General features: G+C 69.0%; 22 protein-coding genes. 15 read left to right on the top strand and 7 right to left on the bottom strand.

What is annotated here, in order from left to right:
• Positions 1-22: 22 nt before the first annotated feature.
• On the bottom strand, positions 23-925 hold the full coding sequence (locus QTN24_RS04255; RefSeq protein ID WP_124682330.1) for a LysR family transcriptional regulator: 903 nt from the start codon (positions 923-925) through the stop codon (positions 23-25).
• 94 nt (positions 926-1,019) lie between these two features.
• Here QTN24_RS04255 and QTN24_RS04250 point away from each other — a divergent pair, with 94 nt between their 5' ends.
• Positions 1,020-2,045 (top strand): bile acid:sodium symporter family protein, encoded by a 1,026-nt coding sequence (locus tag QTN24_RS04250; RefSeq protein WP_313835412.1) that lies wholly within the window; start codon positions 1,020-1,022, stop codon positions 2,043-2,045.
• 73 nt (positions 2,046-2,118) lie between these two features.
• On the opposite strand, the gene QTN24_RS04245 is transcribed toward QTN24_RS04250, so the two are convergent.
• Both QTN24_RS04245 and tsaE read right to left on the bottom strand, forming a co-directional pair.
• Positions 2,119-3,624 carry an N-acetylmuramoyl-L-alanine amidase gene (locus tag QTN24_RS04245; protein ID WP_313835411.1) on the bottom strand — a complete coding sequence of 502 codons (1,506 nt, stop codon included), beginning with the start codon at positions 3,622-3,624 and terminating at the stop codon, positions 2,119-2,121.
• Complete coding sequence (gene tsaE, locus QTN24_RS04240) at positions 3,618-4,163, bottom strand: tRNA (adenosine(37)-N6)-threonylcarbamoyltransferase complex ATPase subunit type 1 TsaE (protein ID WP_124682333.1); 546 nt, start codon at positions 4,161-4,163, stop codon at positions 3,618-3,620. The genes QTN24_RS04245 and tsaE overlap by 7 nt, the downstream gene beginning before the upstream one ends.
• 16 nt (positions 4,164-4,179) lie before the next feature.
• On the opposite strand from tsaE, the gene queG reads away from it, so the two are divergent.
• Positions 4,180-5,379: a tRNA epoxyqueuosine(34) reductase QueG gene (gene queG, locus QTN24_RS04235; protein WP_313835410.1), complete on the top strand. Its 1,200-nt coding sequence runs from the start codon at positions 4,180-4,182 to the stop codon at positions 5,377-5,379.
• Between the two features lie 4 nt (positions 5,380-5,383).
• On the opposite strand, the gene QTN24_RS04230 is transcribed toward queG, so the two are convergent.
• Positions 5,384-6,277 carry an AEC family transporter gene (locus QTN24_RS04230; RefSeq protein WP_124682335.1) on the bottom strand — a complete coding sequence of 298 codons (894 nt, stop codon included), beginning with the start codon at positions 6,275-6,277 and terminating at the stop codon, positions 5,384-5,386.
• 163 nt (positions 6,278-6,440) lie between these two features.
• Between QTN24_RS04230 and QTN24_RS04225 the strand changes: the two genes are divergently transcribed.
• From QTN24_RS04225 to plsY, 6 genes are all read left to right on the top strand, one after another.
• Positions 6,441-7,058 (top strand): chalcone isomerase family protein, encoded by a 618-nt coding sequence (locus tag QTN24_RS04225; protein ID WP_124682336.1) that lies wholly within the window; start codon positions 6,441-6,443, stop codon positions 7,056-7,058.
• A 96-nt stretch (positions 7,059-7,154) separates the two neighbouring features.
• A complete protein-coding gene (locus tag QTN24_RS04220) occupies positions 7,155-8,135 on the top strand; it encodes a tripartite tricarboxylate transporter substrate binding protein BugE (RefSeq protein WP_313835409.1) in 981 nt (326 codons plus the stop codon).
• A 155-nt stretch (positions 8,136-8,290) separates the two neighbouring features.
• A complete protein-coding gene (locus QTN24_RS04215) occupies positions 8,291-8,770 on the top strand; it encodes a methylated-DNA--[protein]-cysteine S-methyltransferase (RefSeq protein WP_313835408.1) in 480 nt (159 codons plus the stop codon).
• Complete coding sequence (xerD, locus tag QTN24_RS04210; RefSeq protein ID WP_313835407.1) at positions 8,767-9,675, top strand: site-specific tyrosine recombinase XerD; 909 nt, start codon at positions 8,767-8,769, stop codon at positions 9,673-9,675. Before QTN24_RS04215 ends, xerD begins: the two co-directional genes overlap by 4 nt.
• 22 nt (positions 9,676-9,697) lie before the next feature.
• Entirely contained in the window at positions 9,698-10,189 is a 492-nt protein-coding gene (gene ybaK, locus QTN24_RS04205; protein WP_313835406.1) for a Cys-tRNA(Pro) deacylase, read from the top strand.
• Between the two features lie 105 nt (positions 10,190-10,294).
• A complete protein-coding gene (gene plsY, locus QTN24_RS04200) occupies positions 10,295-10,903 on the top strand; it encodes a glycerol-3-phosphate 1-O-acyltransferase PlsY (RefSeq protein ID WP_124682341.1) in 609 nt (202 codons plus the stop codon).
• A 97-nt stretch (positions 10,904-11,000) separates the two neighbouring features.
• Here plsY and QTN24_RS04195 read toward each other — a convergent pair whose 3' ends face one another.
• Positions 11,001-12,284 (bottom strand): ATP-binding protein, encoded by a 1,284-nt coding sequence (locus QTN24_RS04195; RefSeq protein ID WP_124682342.1) that lies wholly within the window; start codon positions 12,282-12,284, stop codon positions 11,001-11,003.
• Positions 12,285-12,293: 9 nt separating this feature from the next.
• Positions 12,294-13,028, bottom strand: a complete 735-nt coding sequence (locus tag QTN24_RS04190) for a response regulator (RefSeq protein WP_124682343.1) — start codon at positions 13,026-13,028, stop codon at positions 12,294-12,296.
• Between the two features lie 310 nt (positions 13,029-13,338).
• Between QTN24_RS04190 and QTN24_RS04185 the strand changes: the two genes are divergently transcribed.
• The 5 genes from QTN24_RS04185 (at position 13,339) to QTN24_RS04165 (ending at position 23,537) form a co-directional block, all read left to right on the top strand.
• Positions 13,339-14,853: an MdtA/MuxA family multidrug efflux RND transporter periplasmic adaptor subunit gene (locus QTN24_RS04185; protein ID WP_313835405.1), complete on the top strand. Its 1,515-nt coding sequence runs from the start codon at positions 13,339-13,341 to the stop codon at positions 14,851-14,853.
• 18 nt (positions 14,854-14,871) lie between these two features.
• Positions 14,872-18,066 carry an MdtB/MuxB family multidrug efflux RND transporter permease subunit gene (locus QTN24_RS04180; protein WP_313835404.1) on the top strand — a complete coding sequence of 1,065 codons (3,195 nt, stop codon included), beginning with the start codon at positions 14,872-14,874 and terminating at the stop codon, positions 18,064-18,066.
• Positions 18,063-21,371, top strand: coding sequence for an efflux RND transporter permease subunit (locus QTN24_RS04175; protein ID WP_313835403.1), 3,309 nt, complete (start codon positions 18,063-18,065; stop codon positions 21,369-21,371). The genes QTN24_RS04180 and QTN24_RS04175 overlap by 4 nt, the downstream gene beginning before the upstream one ends.
• Complete coding sequence (locus QTN24_RS04170; RefSeq protein ID WP_313835402.1) at positions 21,371-22,888, top strand: efflux transporter outer membrane subunit; 1,518 nt, start codon at positions 21,371-21,373, stop codon at positions 22,886-22,888. The genes QTN24_RS04175 and QTN24_RS04170 overlap by 1 nt, the downstream gene beginning before the upstream one ends.
• Positions 22,889-23,108: 220 nt before the next feature.
• A complete protein-coding gene (locus QTN24_RS04165; protein ID WP_124682348.1) occupies positions 23,109-23,537 on the top strand; it encodes a hypothetical protein in 429 nt (142 codons plus the stop codon).
• Positions 23,538-23,551: 14 nt separating this feature from the next.
• Here QTN24_RS04165 and QTN24_RS04160 read toward each other — a convergent pair whose 3' ends face one another.
• Positions 23,552-24,451, bottom strand: a complete 900-nt coding sequence (locus QTN24_RS04160; protein ID WP_313835401.1) for a LysR family transcriptional regulator — start codon at positions 24,449-24,451, stop codon at positions 23,552-23,554.
• Between the two features lie 118 nt (positions 24,452-24,569).
• Between QTN24_RS04160 and QTN24_RS04155 the strand changes: the two genes are divergently transcribed.
• Positions 24,570-25,040 (top strand): PACE efflux transporter, encoded by a 471-nt coding sequence (locus tag QTN24_RS04155; protein ID WP_124682350.1) that lies wholly within the window; start codon positions 24,570-24,572, stop codon positions 25,038-25,040.
• Positions 25,041-25,146: 106 nt separating this feature from the next.
• Entirely contained in the window at positions 25,147-26,736 is a 1,590-nt protein-coding gene (gene dacB, locus QTN24_RS04150; protein WP_313835400.1) for a D-alanyl-D-alanine carboxypeptidase/D-alanyl-D-alanine-endopeptidase, read from the top strand.
• Positions 26,737-26,943: the final 207 nt, after the last annotated feature.

Genomic DNA, 26,943 nt, shown 5'->3' with positions numbered 1-26,943 from the left:
GATACCGCCAGGGACTAGCTGATCAGCCCGCCGCCTCGGCGGGGATCGGCAGGTTCCGGACCAGCTCCCAGACCGCCGCGGCGGCCGGCGACAGCGAGCGGTCCTCGCGGCGGACCATGACGATGCTGCGCTCCTCGCGCGGCGTCAGCGGGCGGGACACCAGCGGCGACGCTTCCGGCAGGGGCAGCGAGAACGACGGCAGCACCGACGCCCCGATGCCCGCCTCCACCATGCCGAACACGCTGGCCGAGTGGCCCAGCTCCTGCACCACCTGCGGCGCCACGCCGTGGCGCGCCAGAATCCGGTCGATCAGCGGCCGGCTGCCCGACGCAAAGTCCAGCAGCACCAGCCGCTCGCCATGCAGCGCGCTCCACGGCACCGATTCGGCCTGCGCCAGCGGATGGTCGCGCCGGCAGACGAAGCAGAACGGATCGGTCGCCAGCGGCGCGATGGTCAGCCCCTCGCGCGCCAGCGGATCGATCAGCACCCCGAAGTCCACCGCGCCGGCCCGGATCTGCTCCAGGCCGTCGGCCTGGACGTTGTCGCGCACGAACAGCCGGATCTCCGGGTACTGGCTGGCGCAGGCCGACACGTACAGCGGCATCAGCCGCGCCGAGATCGTCGGCGCACTGGCTATCACCACCCTCCCCCGATAGCGCTCGCCTAATTGGCGGGTTTCTTCGAGCGTGTCATCGAGCTGGCCCAAAAGTCGCTCCAGTGCCGGGACGAGCGCGGTGCCGGCATCGGTCAGCACCACCTCGCGGGTCGTGCGATCGAGCAGCCGGACGCCCAGCGCGTCTTCCAGCTCGGCCACACCACGGCTCACGGCCGGCTGGGTGAGTCCCACGGCGTCCGCCGCCCGGCTGAAGCTGCCGTGCGCCGCCACCGCCAGAAAGACCCTTAATTGCCGCAGTGTGTAATTCATGCAACGAAGCGATAGATGGATGCAATAAATGAATTTGCATTCTAAGCAAGACAAGCGTCCAATACCAAGCGGAAACCCTTAAGCACTATCCCCGATGTCTGCCCTCCTAGCTCCTTTCAAGAAAGCCTACGACCTGATCGACGGGTTCGTTCTGATCATGCTGTGCGCCATCGCCGTGGCGCTGCTCGCGCCCGAGATCGGCGCCGGCGACGGCCCGCTCCACCTTGGCATCGTCACCAACCTGGGTGTCGCGCTGGTCTTCTTCCTGCACGGTGCCGCGCTGTCGCGCGAAAAGCTGGTAGCCGGGGCCAAGCACTGGCGGCTGCACACGTTCGTGCAGGCGTTCACCTATGTGGTGTTCCCGATCGTGGGTGCACTGCTGATGCTGTCGCTGCGCAACACGCTGCCGCCGGAGCTGCTGCTGGGCGTGTTCTACCTGTGCGCGCTGCCGTCCACGGTGTCGTCGTCGGTCGCCATGACGTCGATGGCGCGCGGCAATGTGCCCGGCGCCATCTTCAACGCCACCATCTCGGGCCTGATCGGCATGGCACTGACTCCGCTGCTGATGGGCCTGGTGATCAGCGCCAGCGGCGCGTCGATGCCGCTGGGCCGCGCGCTGATGGGCGTGGCGCTGCAACTGCTGCTGCCGTTCGCGCTGGGCCAGGCGTTCCGGCCGCTGATCGGCAACTGGCTGGCCAGGAAGAAGCAGATCACCAACAAGATCGACCGCGGCGTGATCGTACTGATCGTGTATTCGTCGTTTTGCGATGCCACCGCTGCGGGCCTGTGGCATCAGTATTCGTGGCAGACCATCGGCGCCGTGATGGGCATCGCCGCCATCCTGCTGTTCGTGATCCTGGGCACGACCACGTTCACGGCGCGCCGGCTGGGCTTCTCGGTGGAAGACGAGATCACGGCGGTGTTCTGCGGCTCCAAGAAGAGCCTGGCCAACGGCATCCCGATGGCCAAGATCCTGTTCGCCGGCCACCCGGCGCTGGGCCTGCTGGTGCTGCCGCTGATGGTCTACCACCAGCTCCAGCTGATCGTCTGCTCGGTGCTGGCCGCCCGCTACGCCAGCCGCGACGACGTGAAGGAAGCCCGCAACACGGTACGGGCCTGAGCGGTCCCGCCCATGAAAAAACCGGCGCCCAGGCGCCGGTTTTTGTTTGGTGGTGCGGGTGTTGTGGCGCCGCCTACACCGACGGATTCCGCGACAGCGGCGGGTTCTTGGCGAAGTAAGCCTTGATGCCGCGCAGGATGGCGTTGGCCAGTTGTTCCTGGTGGGCGTCGTCGTTGAGCTTGCGCTCTTCCTCGGGGTTCGAGATGAAGGCGGTCTCGATCAGGATCGACGGAATGTCCGGCGCCTTGAGCACCGCAAACCCGGCCTGTTCGACGCTGCCCTTGTGCAGCTTGTTGATGCCGCCGATCTCGGCCAGCACCGACTTGCCCACCTGCATGCTGTCGTTGATCTGGGCCGTGGTCGACAGGTCCAGCAGCACGCGCGACACCTGGGCGTCCTTGTTGCCCATGTTGGTGCCGCCGATCAGGTCGGCGTTGTTTTCCTTGTTGGCCAGCCAGCGCGCGGCGGAGCTCGACGCGCCGCGCTCGGACAGCGCGAAGACCGACGCCCCGCGCGCCTCGGGCGAGACGAACGCGTCGGCGTGGATCGACACGAACAGGTCCGCCTGCACGCGCCGGGCCTTCTGCACGCGCACGTTCAGCGGCACGAAGAAGTCCGAGTCGCGCGTCATCATCGCGCGCATGTTCGGTTCGTTGTCGATCTTCTTGCGCAGCCGGGTGGCAATCTGCAGCACCACGTCCTTCTCGCGCGATCCGGCCGCGCCGATGGCGCCAGGGTCCTCGCCGCCGTGGCCGGGGTCCAGCGCCACGGTCAGCAGCCGGCGCATCTTGAACTGGCTGGGCGGCGGCACGTTGGTCTGGGCCAGCGGCGGCGGCGCGGGCGGCGCGGACGGCTTGTCCGGTGCCGACGGCTTCGGCCTCACGGTCGCCACCACGGGCGGCGGCGGCGCGGTGGTGGCCGGCGGCAACTGGTCGCGGTCCTCGAACTTGCGCACGATGGCGCCGATGGCGTCTTCCTCGGCCCCGGCGGGCGCGCCCGCGATGGCGGCGTCGGTGCCCGCGGGCGGCGGATTCGACGCAAAGCGACGCTGCTTGTCCTCGGTGTCGCGCACGAGCTTCCAGAGCGGGTCGGGCGGATTCACCGGATACAGGTCGAACACGAGCCGGTTCTTGTACTCGGCGATCGGCAGCAGCGTGAACACCTGCGGCGAGACGTCTTCCTTCAGGTCGAACACCATCCGCACCACGCGCGGCCGGTTCTGGCCCACGCGCACCGACTGGATGTAGGGGTCGTTCGGCGTGATCTTGGCCACCAGCTCGCGCAGCGTCGGCGACAGGTCGAGCCCGTCGATGTCGACCACCAGCCGGTCCGGGTTGCGGATCATCTGGTGCACGGCCACGAGCTTCTCGTCGGACTCGATGGTGACCCGGGTGTAGTCCTCGGCCGGCCAGACGCGCACGGCCACGATGCCGGCGCCGAACGCGATCTGCGGGCCCGCGAGCGACAGGACGACCGTTCCGGCGCCCACCTTCAGGGCCTGCGCCATCCATTTCCGGCGGGCCTGCAGCAGGCCGTCGGGTCCATCGGGTCGGTCAGTGGCAAGTCGCTTGATCAGCATGCGTTCAGCAGGATAAGTCCAGTGGGAGTATAGGCGCGCAACGTCGCCATGCGGCGATCCGCGTCGTCATCGGCACCGTTATCGGCACGATTGTCGCCAGAATGCAGCACGCGGCTGTCCGGTTGGAGCCACACGTGCAGGTCCGGTTCCCCGAGCAGGCGCCCGGCCTTCTCGGGCCATTCCACCAGGTTGAAGGCCGGCTCGGCAAAACAGTCCCGGAAACCGGCGTCGATCCACTCCTCGGGATCGGCAAAGCGGTACAGGTCGAAGTGGTAGACGGTCAGCGCCGAGCCATCGGCGCGCTGCACCGGATACGGCTCGCACAGCGTGTAGGTGGGGCTGCGGACCTTGCCGGCGTGGCCCAGCGCGCGCAGCACGGCCCGGGACAGCGTGGTCTTGCCGGCGCCCAGGTCGCCGGAAAGCTGCACGTGCACCGTGCGCGGCGGCATGGCGCGCACGGCCCCGGCCAGCGCGGCGCCCAGCCGGCCGGTGGCGGCTTCGTCGGGCAGCGGGAGGATGCGTTCTTCAAGCAGGGGCATTGCGTACAATTCAGGGATGATCGACCGTGCAGTGCCCGCCCCCACCCCGCCGAGCCGCGGGAATCCGCCCGCGCAAGACGCCGTCCCGACGCCCGCCGCCACCGCCCCCGTCATCGGGCAGGCGGCGCTGGACTCGCTCGCGGTGGCGTTGCGCGGGTGGGGACGCGAGCTGGGTTTCGACGAGATCCGGGTGGCCGACGTCGACCTGCGGCACGCCGAGGCGGGCCTGCTCGCGTGGTTGCAGGCGGGCTGCCACGGCGACATGGATTATATGGCGAACCACGGCACACGGCGCGCGCGGCCGCATGAACTGGTGCCGGGCACGGTGCGCGCCATCGTCGCACGGATGCCCTATCTGCCGGCCGACGGCCCCGCCGACTGGCGGCGCCACGAGCTGGCCCGGCTGGACGATCCGGCCACGGCCGTCGTCTCGCTGTACGCGCGCGGCCGGGACTATCACAAGGTGCTGCGCAACCGGCTGCAGCAACTGGCGGCCCGCATCGAGACCGAGATCGGCAGGTTCGGGTATCGCGTGTTCACCGACTCGGCGCCGGTGATGGAGGTGGCGCTGGCCAGCCAGGGCGGGCTGGGCTGGCGCGGCAAGCATACGCTGCTGCTGGACCGCGACGGCGGGTCGATGTTCTTCCTGGGCGAGATCCTGGTCGATATCCCGCTGCCGGCGGACCCGGCCGAAGTCCCGCACTGCGGAAGCTGCCGCCGCTGCATCGATATCTGCCCCACCGGCGCTATCCTGGAGCCATACCGGCTGGACGCGCGCCGCTGCATCTCGTACCTGACCATCGAGCACAAGGGGCCGATTCCCGAGCCGCTGCGCGCGCCGATGGGCAACCGCGTCTATGGCTGCGACGACTGCCAGCTGGCCTGCCCGTGGAACAAGTTCGCGCACCGTGCCACGCTGCCCGATTTCGACGTCCGCAACGGCTTTGACGCGCCGGACATGGTCGACCTGTTCGGCTGGACGGAAGCCGAGTTCAACCAGCGGCTGGAAGGCAGCCCGATCCGGCGCATCGGCCACGAACGCTGGCTGCGCAACCTGGCCGTGGGGCTGGGCAACAGCCTGCGGCGGGCGGCGGCGGACGATCCGGCGCTGGCCGCGCGCATCCGCGCCGCGCTGCGGGCCTGCCAGGACACGGCCACGCCGCTGGTGCGCGAGCATGTCGACTGGGCGCTGGCCCAGGACCCCGCCGCAGACTGATCGACTAGCTGACCAGCGAGAGCCAGACCGGCGTGGTAACCACGGCCGCGACGGTCATCGCCGAGATGGTGGCCGCCACCATCGGCCCGTTGCCGCCCATGCGCACGGCCAGGATGTAGGCGCTGGACGCGGTCGGCAGCGCGGCGTAGACCACCACGATCTCGTACTGCAGCGTGGTCAGCGGCAGGTGGCGCCCGGCCAGCCAGGCGAAGCACGGCATGGCCAGCAGCTTGACGGCCGTCCACCACGCCATCGGCCCCACTGCCCCCGTGGCGCCGCTCAGTTGCAGCCCGGCGCCCACCGTCATCAGGCCCAGCGCCGTGGACGCCGAGCCCAGGCGGCCCAGCGTCATGCCGACCACCTCGGGCGGATGCAGGCCCAGCAGGTTGGTCGCCAGCCCGATGGCCGTGGCCAGGATCAGCGGGTTGCGCGCCAGTTCGCGCAGCAGCCGGGCCTCGCCCTGCCGGGCCAGCGCCCAGACCGCCGCCACGTTGCAGATGGGCACGGTGATGCCGACGACCAGCGCCATCAGCGCCAGCCCCTCGCCACCGCCGATGCGGGACGCCAGCGCCAGGCCGATATAGGAATTGAAACGGAACGCGGTCTGGAAGCCCGAGGCGAAGTCCACCGGGTCGGGCCGCAGGACGAACCTGACCAGGAAGCCGGTGACCATGCCGAAGGCCATCGTGGCCAGCGCCAGGCCCAGCATGGCGGAGGTGGTGGAGAAATCGAACCGCGCACTGTTGGTCGACTGCAACAGCAGCGCGGGAAACAGGACGAAATAGACCAGGCGCTCGACGCCAGCCCAGAACGTGCGGTCAAACGGGGTATATCGGACCAGCAGCCAGCCGATCAGGATCAGGCTGAAGTCCGGCACGAGCAGCAGGGCGGCAGACATGTCTCGAATGTTGTCGTTATCGTCCGGCCCGACGGCAGGCTTCGTCAAAAGTGAAGCCTAGGGCAGATACGGATGGGTATTTTTTCAGATTTCATGCACGATGGCACGCTGAATTTGCCTTGCCCTCGGTTTTGCACCGCCCGCCGCAACCGCCTGTCGCACCATGAAGTCCGAGCCGTCTTCGTCCCGCCGCGCCCTGCTTTCCCGCCGCCTTGCCGTTTCGCTGTGCGCGTCGCTGGCGTTCGGCCTGCTGCTGCCGGCGGCATCGGCCATGGAGATCGAGGGCGTGCGGTTCGACGACATGGCGCGCCTGGGCGGCAAGCAGTTGCCGCTGAACGGCACCGGGCTGCGGCAGGTGTTCGTGATCAAGGGCTACGCGGCGGCGCTGTACCTGCCCGAGCGGGCGCGCAACGCCACGGTGGCGCTGGGGTCCCCCGGGCCGAAGCGGCTGCAGATCCGGCCGCTGCGCGAGGTGGAATCGGCCCAGTTCGTGAAGGCCCTCAACGAAGGGCTGCGCGAGAACCATTCCGAGCTGCAGTTGCAGCTTCTGTCAGACCGGGTGCTGCTGCTGGAACGCACGATGACCCAGTTGGGCACGGCGCAGCGCGGCGACATCATCAATTTCGACTTCACCCCCGATGGCGGCACCGCGGTCACGCTGAATGGCATTCCGCGCGGCCAGGCCATCCCGGGCGAAGATTTCTATCAGGCCGTGCTGCGGATCTTCCTGGGCGAACACCCGGTGGACCGCAACCTGAAGCGCGGCCTGCTGGGCGGCTGATCCAAGCACGCCGGCGCCTCACGCCATCCGTGGCGCCGGTGATTCATGACCTCCCCGGGCGACCTGCCCGGCTTTTACGACGGGAGACCCTCATCCATGCAAGCTGTAAAGACCGCACTGACCCTGGCCATCGCGGCCACCGCGTCCGTGGCATCGATTGCGCACGCGCAGAGCAACTACCCTAGCAAGCCCATCCGCCTGATCATCCCGTTCGCGCCGGGCGGCACGACCGACATCGTCGGCCGTGGCGTGGCCGACCAGATGAGCCGCATCCTGGGCCAGCCGGTGGTGGTGGAAAACCGCGCTGGCGGGGGCGGCTCGATTGGCGCCGACGCCATCGCCAAGTCGGCCCCGGACGGCTACACGATCGGCATCTCCACGGTGTCGACCATGGCCGTCAACCCGGCCTGCAACCCCAAGCTGTCGTACGACCCGATCAAGGACTTCAAGCCCATCGCCAACGTGGCGAACGTGGCCAACGTGATCGCGGTGAACCCGAGCTTCCCGGCCAAGGACTACAAGGAATTCCTGGCCGTGCTGAAGGCCAATCCGGGCAAGTACTCGTACGCGTCGTCGGGCACCTGCGGCTTCGGCCACATGCTGGGCGAGCAGTTCAAGGTGTCGACCAAGACCTTCATGGTCCACATTCCGTACCGTGGCGCGGGCCCGGCGCTGAACGACGTGCTGGCCGGCCAGGTGCCGATCATGGTCGACAACCTGCCGTCGTCGATGCCGTACATCAAGGCCGGCAAGCTGCGCCCGATCGTGGTGGCCTGGAACAAGCGCGTGGAGGGCCTGCCCAACGTGCCGACATTTGGCGAAATGGGCCTGAAGGAGCCGAACGACCCGGCCTGGTACGGCCTGGTGGCCCCGGCCGGCACGCCTGACGACGTGATCGCCAAGCTGAACGGCGCCGTGGTCAAGGCGCTGCAGGACAAGGGCTTTGTCGACCGCCTGCAGGCTGCCGGCGCCGAGCCGTCGGGCAACTCCCCGGCCCAGCACGCCGCCGAGATCAAGAAGGAATTCGACAAGATGAAGAACCTGGTCAAGGTGCAGAACATCAAGCTGGAGCAGTAAGCCAGCGGCGGGTGCACCCGCCCGCCGACGACAAAAACCACCGCGCGCCGGTGGTTTTTCTTTTCCGGGCGGCGGGCTGGCGGCGAGGGTCCTGGCGCCGGCCCGCCAGAATCGGAATAAAATCGGGGCCTCGCCTTCGTTCCTGCCCCGCTGCCATGCCACGTCCCTTCGATGCCGTCCTGCCCGCGCCCTTCGGCAAGGTCGGCGTGCGCGTCGAGGGCGGGCAGGTGCGGGAAATCGTCTACCTGCCCGAATCGTTCGCCGACATCGCCCCGGCCGACGCGCTGACCCGCCAGGTTGCCGCCCAGCTAAACGCCTACTACGCCAACCCCGACGTCGTGTTCAACCTGCCGCTGGCCACGCGCGGCACCGACTTCCAGCGCAAGGTCTGGCAGGCGATCAGCGCCATCCCGCGCGGCGGGCTGACCACCTACGGCACCATCGCGCGCGGGCTGCAGAGCATGCCGCGCGCCGTGGGCCAGGCGTGCGGCCAGAACTGGTTTCCGATCGTGATTCCGTGCCACCGCGTGGTGGCCGCCAACGGGCTGGGCGGCTTTGCCCACCATGGCGAAGAAGGCTTCCACCTGGGCGTCAAGCGCTGGCTGCTGCGGCACGAAGGGGCGATGCTGCTATGAGCGCCACGCTGGACGAGGACCTGGCGCTGATCGACCGGTTCTGCGACGCCCTGTGGCTGGAAGACGGCCTGTCGCGCAACAGCATCGACGCCTACCGCCGCGACCTGGCGCTGCTGGCGCGCTGGCTGCACGAGACCGGCGCCGGCGCACTGCTGGCCGTGGACGATACGGCGCTGTCGGGCTACTTCTCGGCGCGCCATACGGAAACGCGCGCGTCGTCGGCCAACCGGCGGCTCACCGTATTCCGCCGCTTCTACCAGTGGGCGCTGCGCGAGCACATGATCGAGGCCGACCCCTGCCTGCTGCTGCGGCCGGCCAAGCAGCCGCCGCGCTTTCCAAAGACGCTGTCCGAGGCGCAGGTGGAAGCTTTGCTCGAAGCGCCCGACACCGGCACACCGCTGGGCCTGCGCGACCGCACGATGCTGGAGCTGATGTACGCGAGCGGCCTGCGAGTCTCCGAACTCACCGGCATGAAGACGATCGAGATCGGCCTGAACGAGGGCGTGGCGCGCGTGGTGGGCGGCAAGGGCAACAAGGAGCGGCTGGTGCCGTTCGGCGCCCAGGCTGGCGACTGGCTACGCCAGTACCTGGCCGAGGGCCGTCCGGCGCTGCTGGCCGGCCGCGCCAGCGACGCGCTGTTCGTGACCCAGCGCGGCGAGGGCATGACGCGCCAGGCGTTCTGGCACCTGATCAAGAAGCACGCGCGCGACGCCGGCATCCATGCGCCGCTGTCGCCGCACACGCTGCGGCACGCGTTTGCCACGCACCTGCTCAACCATGGCGCCGACCTGCGCGTGGTGCAGCTGCTGCTGGGCCACGCCGACATCTCCACGACGCAGATCTACACGCACGTGGCGCGCGAGCGCCTGCGAGAGCTGCACCTGCACCACCATCCGCGCGGCTGACGCCAGCGCGGGCTTGCATCCCATGAGCAAACAGAAACACGTCTCCGAGACCCCGGCCACGCAGTTGCTGCGCAAGCGCGGCGTGGCCTTCGGCGAGCATCCCTACGACTATGTCGACCACGGCGGCACCGGCGAATCGGCGCGCCAGCTTGGCGTGCCCGAGCACAACGTGGTCAAGACACTGGTCATGGAGGACGAGGCCGCCCGGCCGCTGATCGTGCTGATGCACGGCGACTGCTCGGTGTCGACCAAGAACCTGGCGCGCCAGATCGGCGCCAAGAGCGTGCAGCCGTGCAAGCCCGAGGTGGCGCAGCGGCACAGCGGCTACCTGGTGGGCGGCACGTCGCCGTTTGGCACGAAGAAGCGGATGCCGGTCTACGTGGAAGGCAGCGTGCTGGCGCTGGAGACGATCTATATCAATGGCGGGCGGCGCGGCTATCTGGTCAGCATCGCGCCGGCCGTGCTGACCGACGTGCTGGAAGCCAGCCCGGTGGCCTGCGCGCTGCCGGACTGAACCCGATGGCCGGCCCGTGGCCCGTGGGGTAACCCCGGAGTCAACGGCCCCGCTGCCGCGCTACAATCGCGCCAGCCTGAAATTCCTTGTCTTCATCACCCAACAATGGTCAACCTGATTTCTGCCGTCATCGCCTACCTGATCGGATCGGTGTCGTTCGCCGTCGTGGTCAGCAAGGTCATGGGCCTGCCCGACCCGCACAGCTACGGCTCGGGCAACCCCGGCGCCACCAATGTCCTGCGCACCGGCAACAAGAAGGCCGCCATCCTGACGCTGCTGGGCGACGGCCTGAAGGGGTACGTGGCGGTCATGCTGGCCCGGTACGTCGGCGCGCGCTACGGCATCGACGACACCGGCATCGCGCTGGCGGCGCTGGCCGTGTTCCTGGGCCACCTGTTCCCGGTCTTCCACCGCTTCGCGGGCGGCAAGGGCGTGGCCACGGCGGCCGGCATCCTGTTCGCCATCGACCCGATCCTGGGCGCGGGCACGCTGGCCACGTGGCTGATCATCGCGTTCTTCTTCCGCTATTCGTCGCTGGCCGCGCTGGTGGCCGCGATCTTCGCGCCGTTCTTCTACGTGCTGACGTCCGGCGTGGACATCATCGCCGGCGCCGTGCTGGTCATCAGCATCCTGCTGATCGCCCGCCACCGCGCCAACATCGCCAAGCTGCTGGCCGGCAAGGAAAGCCGGATCGGGGAGAAGAAGAAGGCTTGAGGGGGCGGCCAGTCGCTGACTGGACGGCCGGCCCTCTCCCCCGACCCCTCTCCCGCGTGCGGGAGAGGGGCGCAAACCAGCGCAATATCTACGCGGCCTAGGCGGCCTGGGCCAGTGCCGTGAACGGGAACACCATTTCCACGCGCAGGCCGCCTTCCTCGCGGTTGCTGATGGTCAGGCGGCCGCCGCCCTGGCGGACCAGCCGGTCGACAATCGCCAGGCCCAGCCCCGAGTGGGCGTTGCCGCCACGGGCCGGGTCCAGCCGGACGAACGGCATGGTCACGCGCTCGATGGCTTCCGCCGGGATGCCCGGCCCCTGGTCTTCCACGGTCAGCCGCCAGCCCTCCTGGGTGCGGGCCGTCGCCACGCACACGGGCGGCGCGCCGTAGGCGTAGGCGTTGTCCACGAGGTTGCCGATGATGCGGTCCAGTTGCGTGGCGATCATCCGGAAACCGTCGCCGGCGGCCAGTTCCAGCACCACCTGCCGGTCCTGCTCCTGCAGCGACGCGGCCAGCTCGCCGATGCGCTTGTCCACCGGCACCGGGCGGGCGGTGGGCTCGCTGCTCTGGGCGAAGCTCAGGAACTGCTCGACGATGGCCGACATCGAGTCGACGTCGCGCGTCACCCCGGCCGCCGCCTTGGGATCGGACAGCATCTCGGCGCGCAGCCGCAGCCGGGCCAGCGGGGTCTTCAGGTCGTGGGCGATGCCCGCCAGCATCGTGTTGCGTTCCTGGTCGATGCGGAACAGGTCGGCCACCATGCGATTGAAACGCTCGATCAACTGGCGCAGCTCGTGCGGCCCGCGCTCGCGCAGCGGCGGCACCACCTGCTGGCGCGACACCTTCTCGGCCGCCTCGGCCATGTCGCGCACCGGGCGCTGGATCTGCCACGCCACGAACAGCGCGAACACGATAGCCACGCCCACCACCAGCACCACGCCCGGCATCAGCCGGTTGTCGGGCGGCGGGTTGTGCACGAACAGGATCGGCATGGCGATCCAGCGGCTGCGGTTCGGCAGCTTGATCCAGAGCCGGGGCGTGGACAGCTCGTCCTCCAGCCGCACTTCGGACCCCGGTGGCAGGCGGCCCGTGAACTGCTCCACCAGCCGGCGCGGGCGGCCGGCCTTGGCCGGACCGGCGTGCTCGTCGGCGGCGGCCGTGTCCGCCACCTCCACCAGGCTGGGCAGCGGCACCGGCGGCCTGGCGTCCAGCGCGCGCTGGATGCTGTCGAGCTGGAACAGCATCTGTTCCACCGAATAGTCGATCTGCTGCTGGCGCCGGTCCATGCGCAGGATGGCCAGCCACGAGAAATGGCTGATCACCAGCACGGCGGCAATCAGCAGCGCCATCCGCCCGAACAGGGTATCGATTCTCAGCTTCATGCCAGGAAGTTATTGCGGGACGCTGTCTTCGGCCTCGTCCGGCACGAAGGTGTAGCCGCGGCCACGGACGGTCTGGATATAGCGCGGGCGCTGCGCGTCCTCGTCCAGCAGGCGGCGCAGGCGCCAGATCTGCACGTCGATGCCGCGGTCGCTGATGCCGTTGGCGGTGCCGTACATCAGCTCCACGATCCGCTCGCGCGACAGCACCTCCAGCGGATGCATCAGCAGCAGCTTCAGCAGCGCGAACTCGGTGTCGCTGATGTTGACGGCCTGCCCGCTGCGTTCCAGCGAGCGCTGGCGGAAGTTCACGCGGAACGGGCCGAAGGCCACCGATTCGCGGTCCTCGGGCGCGGCGGCGGGCCGGGCCAGCTTGCGGCGCAGCACCGCGTTGATCCGCGCCAGCAGCTCGCGCGGCGAGAACGGCTTGCCCAGGTAGTCGTCGGCGCCAATCTCCAGCCCGACGATCCGGTCGATCTCGTCGCTCCGGGCGGTCAGCAGGATCACGGGGATGTCGTCGTTCTTGGCACGCAGGTTGCGGAGGGCCGTGAGGCCGTCGACCTTGGGCATCATCAGGTCCAGCACGATCAGCGCGGGGCGCTCGCGCTCCAGCCGGGCCTGCAGGCCGTCGCCGTCGTGCAGCACCGACACGGCAAAGCCTTGCGATGTCAGGTACTCGCGCAGCAGGTCGCGCAGTTCGGGGTCGTCGTCGACGACAAGGATCTGGGTGGGCTGGTTTGTACGCATAGGCACATGATAGTCAGGACCGGCATGCAACTTTGCAAACCGCGCCGGGCGTTTTGTTTCTGGAGGTTACACCCGCGCCGCCCGTAACCCGGTGTAATAAAAGCGGGAAGGCGCGAAATACGGGGGCTGACGGCTGCACATTATCCTTCAACCCGTGTCGCGCCCATGCCGGGCGCCATCCCATCCGACGGCGGGTCGCCCTGCCCCCGCGATGCGGCATACTTCTGCCACTTCGCCGTCACAACCGCTGTGCGATACGTTTGGCACGCGCCCCCTTTTTTTCGTCGTGCCGGTTCCCAGGATTCCGTTCATGTCCAACCCACAACAAGGTCAGCCTCTCCCCCCCACCCCGCCGCGCGGTCCGTCGCGCCCGCGCCGCCGCACCTGGATTGCCGCCGCCGTCATCGTCGTGCTGGCGGGTGCCGCCTGGTACTGGTACGGCCACCGCGCGGACACCCCGGCAGCCGGGGCCGCCGCCGGGGGCGCCAGTGGCGCGCCGGGCATGGGCGCGGGCCGGCGGGGGCCGGGCGGAGCGGGCGGGGCGAACGCGATGCCGCGCTCGCCGGTAGTGGTCAGCACGGTCACCCGGCGCAACATGGACGTGGTGCTCAACGGGCTGGGCAACGTCACGCCGGTGGCCAACGTGACGGTGCGGGCCCAGGTGTCGGGGCCGCTGCTCAAGGTGCTGTTCAAGGAAGGCCAGATGGTCAAGGCCGGCGACGTGCTGGCCGAGATCGATCCGCGCCCGTTCCAGGCCGCGCTGGACCAGGCCGTGGGCCAGCTTGCGCGCGACCAGGCGCTGCTGCAGAACGCCCGGCTGGACCAGCAGCGCTACAAGACGCTGCTGGCGCAGGATTCGATCTCGAAGCAGCAGGTGGACACCCAGGACGCGCTGGTGCGCCAGTATGAGGGCGTGGTCAAGACCGACCAGGGCAACGTCGACAACGCGCGGCTGAACCTGGGCTACACGCGGATCGTGGCGCCCACGTCGGGCCGCATCGGCCTGCGCCAGGTGGATCCGGGCAACATCGTCAACACCGGCGACACCAACGGCATCGCGCTGATCACGCAGATCCAGCCGATCACCGTGCTCTACACGATCCCCGAGGACAACCTGCCGTCGGTGCTCAGGAAGCTCAACGCCGGCGAGAAGCTGGCCGTGCAGGCCTGGGACCGCCAGATGCGCAACCAGCTTGCCGAAGGCACGCTGCTGACGACCGACAACCAGATCGACACCACCACCGGCACGGTCAAGCTCAAGGCGATCTTCCAGAACACCGACGGGATGCTGTTCCCGAACCAGTTCGTCAACGTGCGCACGCGCGTGGACACCATGGAGGATGCCACCGTGATCCCCGTGGCCGCCATCCAGCGTGGCCAGCAGGGCACCTTCGTCTACGTGGTGGGCGACGACAGCGCCGTGAAGGTCCAGGTGGTGACGCTGGGACCGACCGATGGCACCCGCACCGTCGTGCTGAAGGGCCTGGAGCCGGGCCAGCGCGTGGTCGTGGACGGCGCCGACCGGCTCAAGGAAGGCATGGTCGTGGAGGCCGTGGACCCGGCCGCCCGGGCCGCGCAGTTGCAGCCGTCCAGCGCGCCGCGCGCGCGCGGGCGGCGCGGCAACTGGGGCGGCGCCAGCGGCGCGCACGGTGCCAGCGGTGCCAGCGGTGCCCACGGGGCCAGCGCGGCGCATGGCGCGGCCAGCGATGCCGCCGGGCTGCCCGGCGAGCGCCGCCGCCTGCGCGACGCCGACACCAATCCCAACCCGACCACGAACTCGCCGGCCAACCCGGGCGCCAGCGTCGGTCAGCGGCCGCAGCAGTAAGCGCAGGACGGGCAAGGCATGAATCCTTCACGCATCTTCATCGAGCGGCCGGTCGCCACGGCGCTGCTGATGCTGGCCATCCTGCTGTCGGGGCTGGTCGCATTCAAGCTGCTGCCGCTTTCCGCGCTGCCTGAGGTCGACTACCCGACCATCCAGGTGACCACGCTCTACCCCGGCGCCAGTCCCGACGTGATGACGTCGTCGGTCACCGCGCCGCTGGAGCGCCAGTTCGGCCAGATGCCGGGCCTGAAGCAGATGTCGTCGTCGTCCTCGGGCGGCGCGTCGGTGATCACGCTGCAGTTCGAGCTGTCGCTGTCGCTCGACGTGGCCGAGCAGGAGGTGCAAGCCGCCATCAACGCCGGCGGCAACCTGCTGCCGGCCGACCTGCCGATGCCGCCCGTCTACAGCAAGGTCAACCCGGCCGACGCGCCGATCATGACGCTGGCGATGACGTCCGACACGCTGCCGCTGCCCAAGCTGCAGGACATGGTGGACACCCGCGTGGCGGCCAAGATCTCGCAGATCCAGGGCGTGGGGCTGGTGACGATCAGCGGCGGCCAGCGCCCGGCCGTGCGCATCCAGGCCAACCCGACGGCGCTGGCCAACCTGGGCATGTCGATCGACGACCTGCGCACGGCCATCGGCAGCGCCAACGTGAACGGCGCCAAGGGCAGCTTCGACGGCCCGTCGCGCGCGTCCACCATCGACGCCAACGACCAGCTCAAGTCCGCCGACGAGTACCGGCAGATCATCGTCGGCTACCAGAACGGCGCGCCGATCCGCATCACCGACGTGGCCGAGATCGTCGACGGCCCCGAGAACAGCCGCCTGGCCGCCTGGGCCAACGCCAGGCCGGCCATCGTCGTGAACATCCAGCGCCAGCCCGGCGCCAACGTGATCGAGGTGGTGGACCGCATCAAGACGCTGCTGCCGCAATTGCAGGCGGCGCTGCCGGCATCGGTCCACGTGCAGTTGCTGACCGACCGCACGACCACCATCCGGGCCTCGGTGCGCGACGTGGAGTTCGAGCTGCTGCTGGCCATCGCGCTGGTGGTGATGGTGATCTTCATCTTCCTGCGCAACGTGTCGGCCACGATCATCCCGGGCGTGGCGGTGCCGCTGTCGCTGGTGGGCACGTTTGGCGTGATGTACCTGGCCGGCTTCTCGATCAACAACCTCACGCTGATGGCGCTGACCATCGCCACGGGCTTCGTGGTGGACGACGCCATCGTGATGATCGAGAACATCATGCGCTACATCGAGGAAGGCGATTCCCCGATGGCGGCCGCGCTCAAGGGGTCCAAGCAGATCGGCTTCACGATCATCTCGCTGACGTTCTCGCTGGTGGCCGTGCTGATCCCGCTGCTGTTCATGGGCGACGTGGTGGGCCGGCTGTTCCGCGAGTTCGCCATCACGCTGGCCGTCTCCATCCTGATCTCGGCCGTGGTGTCGCTGACACTGACGCCGATGATGTGCGCGCGGCTGCTGCGCCACGTGCCCGAGTCCGAACAGTCGCGCTTCCACCTGGCCACGGGCCGCTTCTTCGACAACGTGATCGCCAAGTACGGCCGGGCGCTGGAATGGGTGCTGGCGCGGCAGACCGCCACACTGGTGGTGGCCGTCGGCACGCTGGTGCTGACCGGCCTGCTCTACCTGCTGGTGCCCAAGGGCTTCTTCCCGGTGCAGGACACCGGCGTGATCCAGGCCATCACCGAGGCCGCGCAGACCAGTTCGTTCCAGTCGATGGGCCGCAAGCAGGAAGCGGTGCAGAAGGTGATCCTGGAGGACCCGGCCGTGGCCAGCGTCTCGTCGTTCATCGGCGTGGACGGCACCAACCAGACCATCAACGCCGGCCGCATGCTGATCAACCTGAAGCCCAAGGACGAGCGCGACAGCATGGCGGTGGTGACCGACCGCCTGCAGGCGGCCGTGCAGAAGCTGGGCGGCGTGGCGCTCTACATGCAGCCGGTGCAGGACCTGACGATCGAGGAACGCGTCGCGCGCACGCAGTACCAGTTCACGGTGGAGGACCCCGATCCGAACGTGCTGGCCGAATGGGTGCCGAAGCTGGTGGAACGCCTGCAGCGCGAGCCCGAGCTGCGCGACGTGGCCAGCGACCAGCAGAACAACGGCCTGCGCGCGTTCGTCGAGATCGACCGCGACGCCGCCGCCCGCTTCGGCATCACCACGGCCGTGATAGACAGCGCGCTCTACAGCGCCTTCGGCCAGCGGCTGATCTCCACGATCTTCACGCAGGCCAGCCAGTACCGCGTGGTGCTGGAGACCATGCCGGAATTCCGCACCAGCCCGGCGTCGCTGGCCGAGCTGCGGCTGCCGTCGTCGTCGGGCGGACAGGTGCCGCTGGGGTCGATCGCGCGTATTTCCGAGCGTACCGGGCCGCTCGTCATCAACCACCAGGGCCAGTTCCCGGCCGCGACGATCTCGTTCAACCTGGCGCCGGGCGAGTCGCTGGGCGCCGCCGTCGACAAGATCACCAAGGTGGAGCAGGAAATCGGCCTGCCGATCTCGATGGCCACCGAATTCCAGGGCGCCGCGCTGGCGTTCCGGGCGTCGCTGTCGAACACGCTCTGGCTGATCCTGGCCGCCGTGGTGACGATGTACATCGTGCTGGGCGTGCTGTACGAGAGCACCATCCACCCGGTGACCATCCTGTCAACGCTGCCGTCGGCCGGCGTGGGCGCGCTGCTGGCGCTGCTGCTGTTCCGCCAGGACCTGGGCATCATCGCCATCATCGGCATCATCCTGCTGATCGGCATCGTCAAGAAGAACGCGATCATGATGATCGACTTCGCGCTGGAAGCCGAACGCGAGCACGGCATGAAGCCGTACGACGCGATCTTCCAGGCGTGCCTGCTGCGCTTCCGGCCGATCCTGATGACCACGATGGCCGCGCTGCTGGCGGCGCTGCCGATGATGTTGGGCTCGGGCATCGGGTCCGAGCTGCGCCGGCCGCTGGGCATCACGATGGTGGGCGGCCTGCTGGTCAGCCAGGTGCTGACGCTGTTCACCACGCCGGTGATCTACCTGGCGTTCGACCGCGTGGCGTACCGGCTCAAGGGCTGGCGCAAGCGCCGCTTTGGCGACCCGGACGAGGGTGGCGATGACGGCACGGGCGGCACGGGCAACGCTGGCGACGACAGCGGTGACGGCGGCGTGGCGCCGCGCCATCCGCAGGAGCCGACCCTGCGATGAACCTGTCGGCCGCCTTCATTCATCGCCCGGTTGCCACCGCGCTGCTGACCATCGGCATCCTGCTGGCGGGGCTGGCCGCGTTCCGGCTGCTGCCGGTATCGCCGCTGCCGCAAGTGGACTTTCCGACGATCTCGGTCTCGGCGTCGCTGCCCGGCGCCAGCCCGGAGACCATGGCCGCCACCGTGGCCACGCCGCTGGAGCGCGCGCTTGGCGCGATTGCCGGGGTCACCGAGATCACGTCGAGCAGCTCGCTGGGCTCCACGCGCGTGACGCTGCAGTTCGACCTGTCGCGCGACATCGACGGCGCCGCGCGCGACGTGCAGGCCGCCATCAACGCGTCCCGCGCCACGCTGCCCACGAGCCTGCCGAACAATCCCACCTATCGCAAGGTCAACCCGGCCGACGCGCCGATCATGATCATCGCGCTGACGTCGCCCACCATGTCGCGCGGCCAGCTCTACGACGCGGCGTCCACCATCCTCTCGCAGAAGCTGTCGCAGGTGGAGGGCGTGGGCCAGGTGACGATTGGCGGCTCGTCGCTGCCGGCCGTGCGCGTGGAGCTGAATCCCACGGCGCTGAACCAGTACGGCATCTCGCTGGAGGATGTGCGCAACACGATCAGCGCCACCAACGCCAACCGGCCGCTGGGCATCCTGGACAACGCCAGCACGGCGTGGCAGGTGTATGCCAACGACCAGGCGATGGCGGCCAAGGACTACATGCCGCTGATCATCCGCTACGCCACGCCGGGCACGTATTCGTCGACCTCGGCCGGCGCGCTGATCGCCAGCACGGCCAACGCGGCCGCCGGCGGCAACGTCAGCACCAAGACCGTCAACGGCGTCACCACGACCACCATCACCACCAGCAGCGGCACGCAGACCATCAGCACCGGCGCCACGGGCGGCAACACGGCCAACCCGGGCCCCAATTCGTTCGCGGTGCCGGTGCGGCTGCGGGACGTGGCCAATGTGGTGGATTCGGTGCAGGACATCCGCAATGCGGGGTCGGCCAACGGCAAGCCGTCGGTGCTGCTGGTGCTGAACCGGTCGCCCGGCGCCAACATCATCGAGACGGTGGACCGCGTCAACGCGATGCTGCCGACGCTGCGCAAGATGATCCCGGCCACGATCTCGATGGACGTGATGATGGACCGCACGCCCACCATCCGCGCGTCGCTGCGCGAGGTGGAGCACACGCTGATGATCTCGGTGGCGCTGGTGATCATGGTGGTGTTCGTGTTCCTGCGCAACGTGCGCGCCACGCTGATCCCCAGCGTGGCCGTGCCGGTGTCGCTGGTGGGTACGTTCTCGGTCATGTACCTGGCCGGATTCTCGCTGAACAACCTCTCGCTGATGGCGCTGACGATTGCCACGGGGTTCGTGGTCGACGACGCCATCGTGGTGCTGGAGAACATCTCGCGCCACATCGAGGAAGGCATGAAGCCGCTGGCCGCCGCGCTGCGCGGCGCGCGCGAGGTGGGCTTCACGGTGCTGTCGATGAGCCTGTCGCTGATCGCCGTGTTCATCCCGCTGCTGCTGATGGGCGGCATCGTCGGCCGGCTGTTCCAGGAGTTCGCCATCACGCTGTCGGTGGCTATCCTGGTGTCGCTGGTGGTGTCGCTGACCACCACGCCGATGATGTGCGCGCGGCTGCTGCGCACGCCCCGCCCGGACGTGCCGCAGGGCCGCTTCTACCGCGCCAGCGAGCGCGTCTTCACCTGGATGCAGGACGCCTACGGCCGCACGCTGGGCGTGGCGCTGCGGCACGGCCCGGTCGTCTGGATCGTGCTGCTGCTGACCATCGCGCTGAACGTGTACCTGTACGTGATCGTGCCCAAGGGGTTCTTTCCGCAGCAGGACACGGGCCGGCTGATCGGCTTCATCCGCGCGGACCAGGCCACGTCGTTCCAGCTGATGCGGACCAAGCTCGACAGCTTCATCAAGATCGTCCAGTCCGATCCGGCCGTGGTCAACGTTACCGGCTTCACGGGCGGCTCCCAGCGCAACACGGGCCAGATGTTCGTGACGCTGAAGCCGCTGTCCGAGCGCACCGAGACGGCCGACCAGATCGTCGCCCGGCTGCGCGTGAAGCTGGCCAGCGAGCCCGGCGCAAGCCTGTTCCTGACGCCGGTGCAGGACATCCGCGTGGGCGGCCGGCAGAGCAGTTCGGCCTATCAGTTCACGCTGCAGTCCGATGACCTGGAGGTGCTGCGCGCCTGGGAACCCAAGGTGCGCGCGGCCATCTCGAACATCAAGGGGCTGGAGGACGTGGACACCGACACCAACGACAAGGGCCTGCAGACGTCGGTCATCATCGACCGCGACACGGCGTCCAAGCTCGGCGTGACGGCCCAGCAGGTGGACGCCATCCTGAACGATGCCTTCGGCCAGCGGCTGGTGTCGACGATCTACCACCCGCTGAACCAGTACCGCGTGGTCATGGAACTGAGCCCCGAGTACCTGCAGGGGCCGCACGCGCTGCAGGACATCTACGTGGTCACCGGCAACGGCAACCGCGTGCCACTGTCGGCCTTTGCCCGCGTGGTGCCCACCAGCACGCCGCTGGGCGTGAACCACCAGGGCCAGTTCGCGGCGTCGACCATCTCGTTCAACCTGGCCGAGGGTTATTCGCTGTCGCAGGCCACCGACGCCATCAAGCTGGCGATGGCCCAGATCGGCGCGCCCGAGACGCTGCAGGCCAACTTCGCCGGCGGCGCCAAGGCGTTCCAGGACTCGCTCAAGAGCCAGCCGCTGCTGATCCTGGCGGCCATCATCACGATCTACATCGTGCTGGGCATTCTGTACGAAAGCTACGTGCACCCGCTGACGATCCTGTCGACGCTGCCGTCGGCCGGCGTGGGCGCGCTGCTGGCGCTGCTGCTGTTCAAGACCGAGTTCAGCATCATTGCGCTGATCGGCGTGATTCTGCTGATCGGCATCGTCAAGAAGAACGCGATCATGATGATCGACTTCGCCATCGACGCCGAACGCCGCGACGGCCTGAGCCCGCGTGACGCCATCTTCCGCGCCTGCCTGCTGCGCTTCCGGCCGATCATGATGACCACGGCGGCGGCGCTGCTGGGCGCCATCCCGCTGGCCATCGGCCGCGGCGACGGCGCCGAGCTGCGCGCCCCACTGGGCATCTCCATCGTCGGCGGCCTGGTGGTCAGCCAGTTGCTCACGCTCTACACGACGCCAGTGGTCTACCTGACGCTCGACCGCTGGCGCCTGAAAGTCAACGCCTGGCTCGCCCGCCGCCAGCGCGGCCGTGGCGATGGCGCCGCGCCGCACCTTGAACACTGATGAAAGCTCCCGCAATGTTCCGCCGCCATTTCCCGATCCCGGCTTCGTTCTCCGCCGTTGCCCTGGCCTGCGCCCTGCTGGCCGGCTGCGCGGTGGGCCCCGACTACCAGCGCCCCGACGCCCCCGTGCCCAAGGCGTTCAAGGAAGCCGGCGACGCGATGCCCGCCTGGACCGGCGACTGGAAGACCGCCGAGCCGCAGGACACGATGGCCCGCCCCGACTGGTGGCGCGCGTTCGACGATCCGGTGCTCGACGGCCTGATGTCGCAGGTCCAGGTATCGAACCAGAACATCAAGGCCGCCGAGGCCGTCTACCGCCAGGCCACCGCCGCGCTGGCGGCCGCGCGCGCCGGCTATTTCCCGACGGTGGGCGCCAACGCAGGCGTGTCGCGCGGCGCGTCCAGCTCGGGCGGCCGCATCACCAACGGCCAGAACGCGACGCTGTCCGCCACATGGGAGATCGACGTCTGGGGCCGCATCCGCCGGCAGGTGGAAAGCGCCCAGGCCGGCGCGCAGGCCAGCGAGGCCGACCTGGCATCGACGCTGCTGTCCACGCAGGCCACGCTGGCGCAGAGCTACTTCCTGCTGCGCGTGGCCGATGCCCAGCGCGCGCTGCTGGAACGCACCGTGGCCGACTACCAGCGCTCGCTGCAACTGGTGCAGAACCAGTACCAGGCCGGCACGGCGCAGCGCTCCGACGTGCTGCAGTCCGAGACCCAGCTCAAGTCCGCCCAGGCCCAGTTGATCGACATCCGGATCACGCGCGCCCAGTACGAACACGCGCTGGCCGTGCTCGTTGGCAAGCCGCCGGCCGACCTGGCGCTGGCCGTGGCCGATGCCGACGTCACGCTGCCGCGCGTGCCCGTGGCGGTGCCGTCGACGCTGCTCGAACGCCGTCCGGACATCGCCGCCGCCGAACGCCGCATGGCATCGGCCAACGCCGACATCGGCGTGGCGCAGGCCGCCTACTACCCGACGCTCTCGCTGTCCGCATCGGGCGGGCTGACAGCCAGCACGCTCGCGCGCTGGCTGTCGCTGCCGGACCGCGTATGGTCGGTCGGCGCCGGCCTGGCCGGCACCGTGTTCGACGGCGGCCTGCGCAGCGCCGCCAAGGCCCAGGCCGTGGCCGCCTACGACCAGACCGTCGCCAACTATCGCCAGACCGTGCTGGAAGCCTTCCAGGAAGTCGAGGACAACCTAGCCGCCGCCCGCCTGCTGGACGAGGAAGCGCAGGTCCAGTACGACGCCCTGCGCTCGGCCCGCGAGGCGCTGGCGCTGGTCAACAACCGCTACAAGGCCGGCACCGCCGGCCTGCTGGACGTGCTGACCGCCCAGACCGCCGCCTACACCGCCGAACGCACGGCGCTATCGATCACGGGCCGCCAGTGCACGGCGGCCGTGACGCTGATCAAGGCATTGGGGGGTGGGTGGCATGGCCCGACCGCCGACGGCGCGCCGCAGGCCACCCAGCCGGCGCAGCCCGCCCCGCAGCAGGGGGCCGCGGGCGGGGCGTCGTGACATTGGGAAAGGCGGCCGGCGGCATGACGGCCGCCCGGGGCTGGCACGCATCGTAGTTGGGCAGGTAGCGCCCGGCTGCGTCCACCGCCCGCTGGCGGGCAGGCATCCCAAATTCGTAGAAGTGCGAGAGACAACGGACCGTGGCTGCGTTAGCGTGTCGCGCTATCGTCGTCACGCATCGACAGGAGCGCTGACGAACGACCCGTAATCCCCATCACTCATGTCCGAGAAAACCTGGGTCCGGCTACGGACCTTCTCCCTGCTGTGCCTGCTTCTGGCAGGCACCGTTGCCATCTATGCCCTCCGCCTGGACCCTCGTCCCTGGGATTGTGGGTCGGCCGAAAGAACACTCGCCGGCGCAGGCTATGTCCTGGAGGTTTGCAGCCTCCCTGACGGCCCGGCCGGCCATCCGCATGAGGCCCGCCTTCGCGTCTACGACCGGCTGGGGAGACTGTTGGCGCATCGCAGCTATCACTTCGCGCCCTGGTCACCCGCAAACAAATTCGACGTTGGCGACAATGAGATTCGATATACCGACGCCGCGCAGCCTGTCCGGGGCGGGACGTTCGAGCTCCACACGTTGACGTTCCCGCCCACCTCGGCGGATCGGCGTGCGGCCAATTTCGTGCGCTGGTTTCTCGACCGGTAACCCACGGCATCCCCCTACCGCCCCGCCGGCACCGGCAGCGCCTGCTGGCTGACCCGCTCGCGCAGCCATGTGGCGGCCTTGCCCAGCGGGCGCTGCTTGTGCCAGACCAGTTCCATCGCCACGGGCCAGTCCTGGTCCTGGAAGGTCACCTGCGGCGATACCAGGCCGGCGGCGGCCGGGGAGTTGGCGGCCACGTGCCAGGGGACGAAGGCCCAGCCCAGGCGGCGCTTGACCAGTTCGACGATGACCCACTGGCTTTCCACCCACCAGACCTCGGCGGCCACGCGCAGCCGTTTCTTTTCCTCGCTGTCGCTGCGCGTGGCGACCATCAGTTGGCGGTAGCGCTTCAGGTCCTCGAAGTCGACGCGGGGATGCGCCGCGAGCGGGTGGTCGGGCGCGCAGATGATCGGCATCGGCACCCAGCCCAGCGCGTGGAAGCCCAGTTCCGGCGGCAGGATTTCCTGGCGCCACATGATGCCCAGGTCCGCGCACTGGCTCAGCACCAGCCGGCTCACGTCCTCCATCAGCGGGAACAGGACTTCCAGCTCGACGGACGGAAAGCGCTCGGAAAACTCGGTCAGCAGCTCGCCCAGCGTTTCCTCGGGATACAGCTCGTCGACAGCCAGCGTGAGCCGCGACTCCACGCCCTCGCCCAGGCTCTTGGCGACGCCCCGGAAATGCTCGCAGCGCTCCAGGATCACGCGCGCCTCCAGCAGCAGCCGCTCGCCGGCCGGCGTCAGCACGGGGTAGCGCGCGCTGCGGTCGAACAGCGCGGTGTCCAGGTCGACTTCGAGATTGGCCACTGCCGCGCTGATGACCGACTGGGCCTTGCCCAGGCGCCGGGCGGCGGCGGAGAAAGAGCCGGTCTCGGCGGCGGCGGCGAAGGCCTGCAGTTGGTCCAGGGACAGGCTCATGGGACGGGTCACTCCCGCGATCTATCGGTTTGGCAGATGGTATCCAACTTGCGACCCGCTGTCTGGCCGATAGAATGGCGCCCATCGTCGCCCGATACCCGGGCATCTGGAGAATCACATGCGTACCACTGCGGACCGTATCCGTCACACCGTCGGGTTCGAGGTCATCGGTCTGATCGTCTTTGCCCCGCTGGCCAGCCTGGTCTTTGGCTACGACCTGCACCAGATGGGCATCGTCGGCGCGGTCGCCGCGCTGATCGCCGCCACGTGGAACTACGTCTACAACATCCTGTTCGACCGGGCCATGCTGCGGTTCACGGGCCAACTCAAGAAGTCCACGCCGATCCGCGTACTCCATGCGGTCATGTTCGAAGGCGGGCTGTTGATCGTGTTCCTGCCATCGGTGGCGTGGTACCTGAATATCGGCCTCGTGGACGCCTTCATCATGGACATTGCCGTGGCCGGCTACTACATGGTCTACGCGTTCTTCTACAACTGGGCGTACGACGCGGTCTTCCCGATCCCGAACGCCACGCCCAACGCCGCCCCGCCCTCCGCCACGCGCGACTGCCAGTCGGCCAACGGCTGACCGGCGAACGCGGCCCCGCCACGCGGCGCGGGGTCGACCTCGCGCGGGAATTGCGGCCGGAAACGGCCGCATGACGTCATCCGGGCTGCATGGACCATGCGTTAACATGCTCGCCATGCCCAACCGCCCGCCCCTGCTCCGCCGCAGCCTGTCGCCCGCCATCGTCGCGGCCACGCTGCTCATCCTCGGCCTGTCCGGAGCCCAGGCCAAGCCCTCGAAGAACACCAAGGCCGCGCGCGCCGCCACGGCGGCGGCCACCGCTGCCGCCACCGCTGGCGTGGCACGCGCCAGGGCCGAGCCGGCCGATCCCGCCGCCGCGCGGTCGGGCCTGCCCGCCACGGTGACCACGGCCCTGCGCCGCGCGCAGGTGCCGCTGTCGGCCGCCAGTTTCTACGTCGTCAAGGTGGGCGCGCCGCAGGCCCGCGTGAGCTGGAATGCGGAAACGCCGATGAATCCGGCGTCGACGATGAAGGTGGTCACCACGTTCGCCGGCCTGCAACTGCTGGGGCCCGACTTCCGCTGGCTGACTTCGCTCTACGCCGACGCCCAGCCCGGCCCCGACGGCACGATCCACGGCAACGTCTACCTGCGCGGCCGCGGCGATCCCAAGCTGGTGCCCGAGGAAATGGCCAAGCTCGTGGCCACGGCCCGGTCCACCGGCGCCGCCACCATCGACGGCGACGTGGTGCTGGACCGCAGCTTCTTTGCCGACGGCGCCGAAGCCGGCTACACGATCGACGGCGAGACGCAGCGCGCCTACAACGTGAATCCGGACGCCCTGCTCTACGCCTTCAAGACGCTTTCGTTCACGATCACGCCCGACGCGGCCAATCGCACCGTCGGCGTTGCCGTTACCCCGGCGCTGGCGCAGTTGCGCGTGGACAATCGGCTGACGCTGGCCAACGGCCGCTGCGGCGACTGGAAGTCACGCGCCACGCCGGCGATCATGCCGCAGCCAGACGGCACGGTCGTCGCCTCGTTCGACGGCAGTTATTCGGCCGATTGCGGCGAGCACATCGTCAACCTGGCCACGCTGAGCCATAGCGATTTCATCTGGGGCGGGTTCGTCGCCGAATGGCAGAACGCCGGCGGCCGCTTTGCACGCACGCCGGGGCTGCGCAGCGGCGCCGTGCCGCGCGGCGCCTTCCTGCTGGCGCGCCACTACGGCCAGCCGCTTGGCGACATCGTGCGCGACATCAACAAGTATTCGAACAACGTGATGGCCCGCCAGCTATTCCTGACGATCGGCGCGGAAATGGACCGCAAGGGCCCGGCCAGCACCGACAAATCGTCGCGCGTGATCCACCAGTGGCTGGCCAGGCAGGGGCTGGACATGCCGGGGCTGGTGATGGAAAACGGCTCGGGGCTGTCGCGCGAGGAACGCATCAGCGCCTACGACATGGCCCGCCTGCTGCAACAGGCGCTGGCCAGCAACGTCGGCCCGACGCTGGTCGACTCGCTGCCGATCCTGGGCGTCGACGGCACGCTCCGCAACCGCCTGACGCGCGCCACGGCCGCCGGCAACGCCTACCTGAAAACCGGCACCCTGGCCGACGTCCGCGCGCTGGCCGGCTACGTCGACGCACTCAACGGCGACCGCTACGTGGTGGTGGCCTACATCAACCACCCCAACGCCTCGGCCGCGCAGGAAGCGCACGACGCGCTGATGCAGTGGGTGTACAAGGGGGCGCAGTAAGACTGGGCGATGGACGTCCCGCGGTGCCTGGCGTACCGCAGGCGTGCGGGAGAGGGGAGAAAACATTGGGTCTCAAGTCCAGGTCTCCACTGCTTTCTTGCTCCCCTCTCCCGCGCGCGGGAGAGGGGTTTGTAGTGGTCAAGTTTTTTCAGACAGGTATTAAGGTTGTCTGGCGTTTGAACTTGTCCTCAAACTCCTGCGGCGACT

Origin of the sequence: Cupriavidus sp. SZY C1 (genome assembly GCF_032190535.1) — a bacterium.
GTDB lineage: Bacteria > Pseudomonadota > Gammaproteobacteria > Burkholderiales > Burkholderiaceae > Cupriavidus > Cupriavidus pauculus_C.
This window is presented reverse-complemented; position numbering and strand designations above follow the sequence as displayed.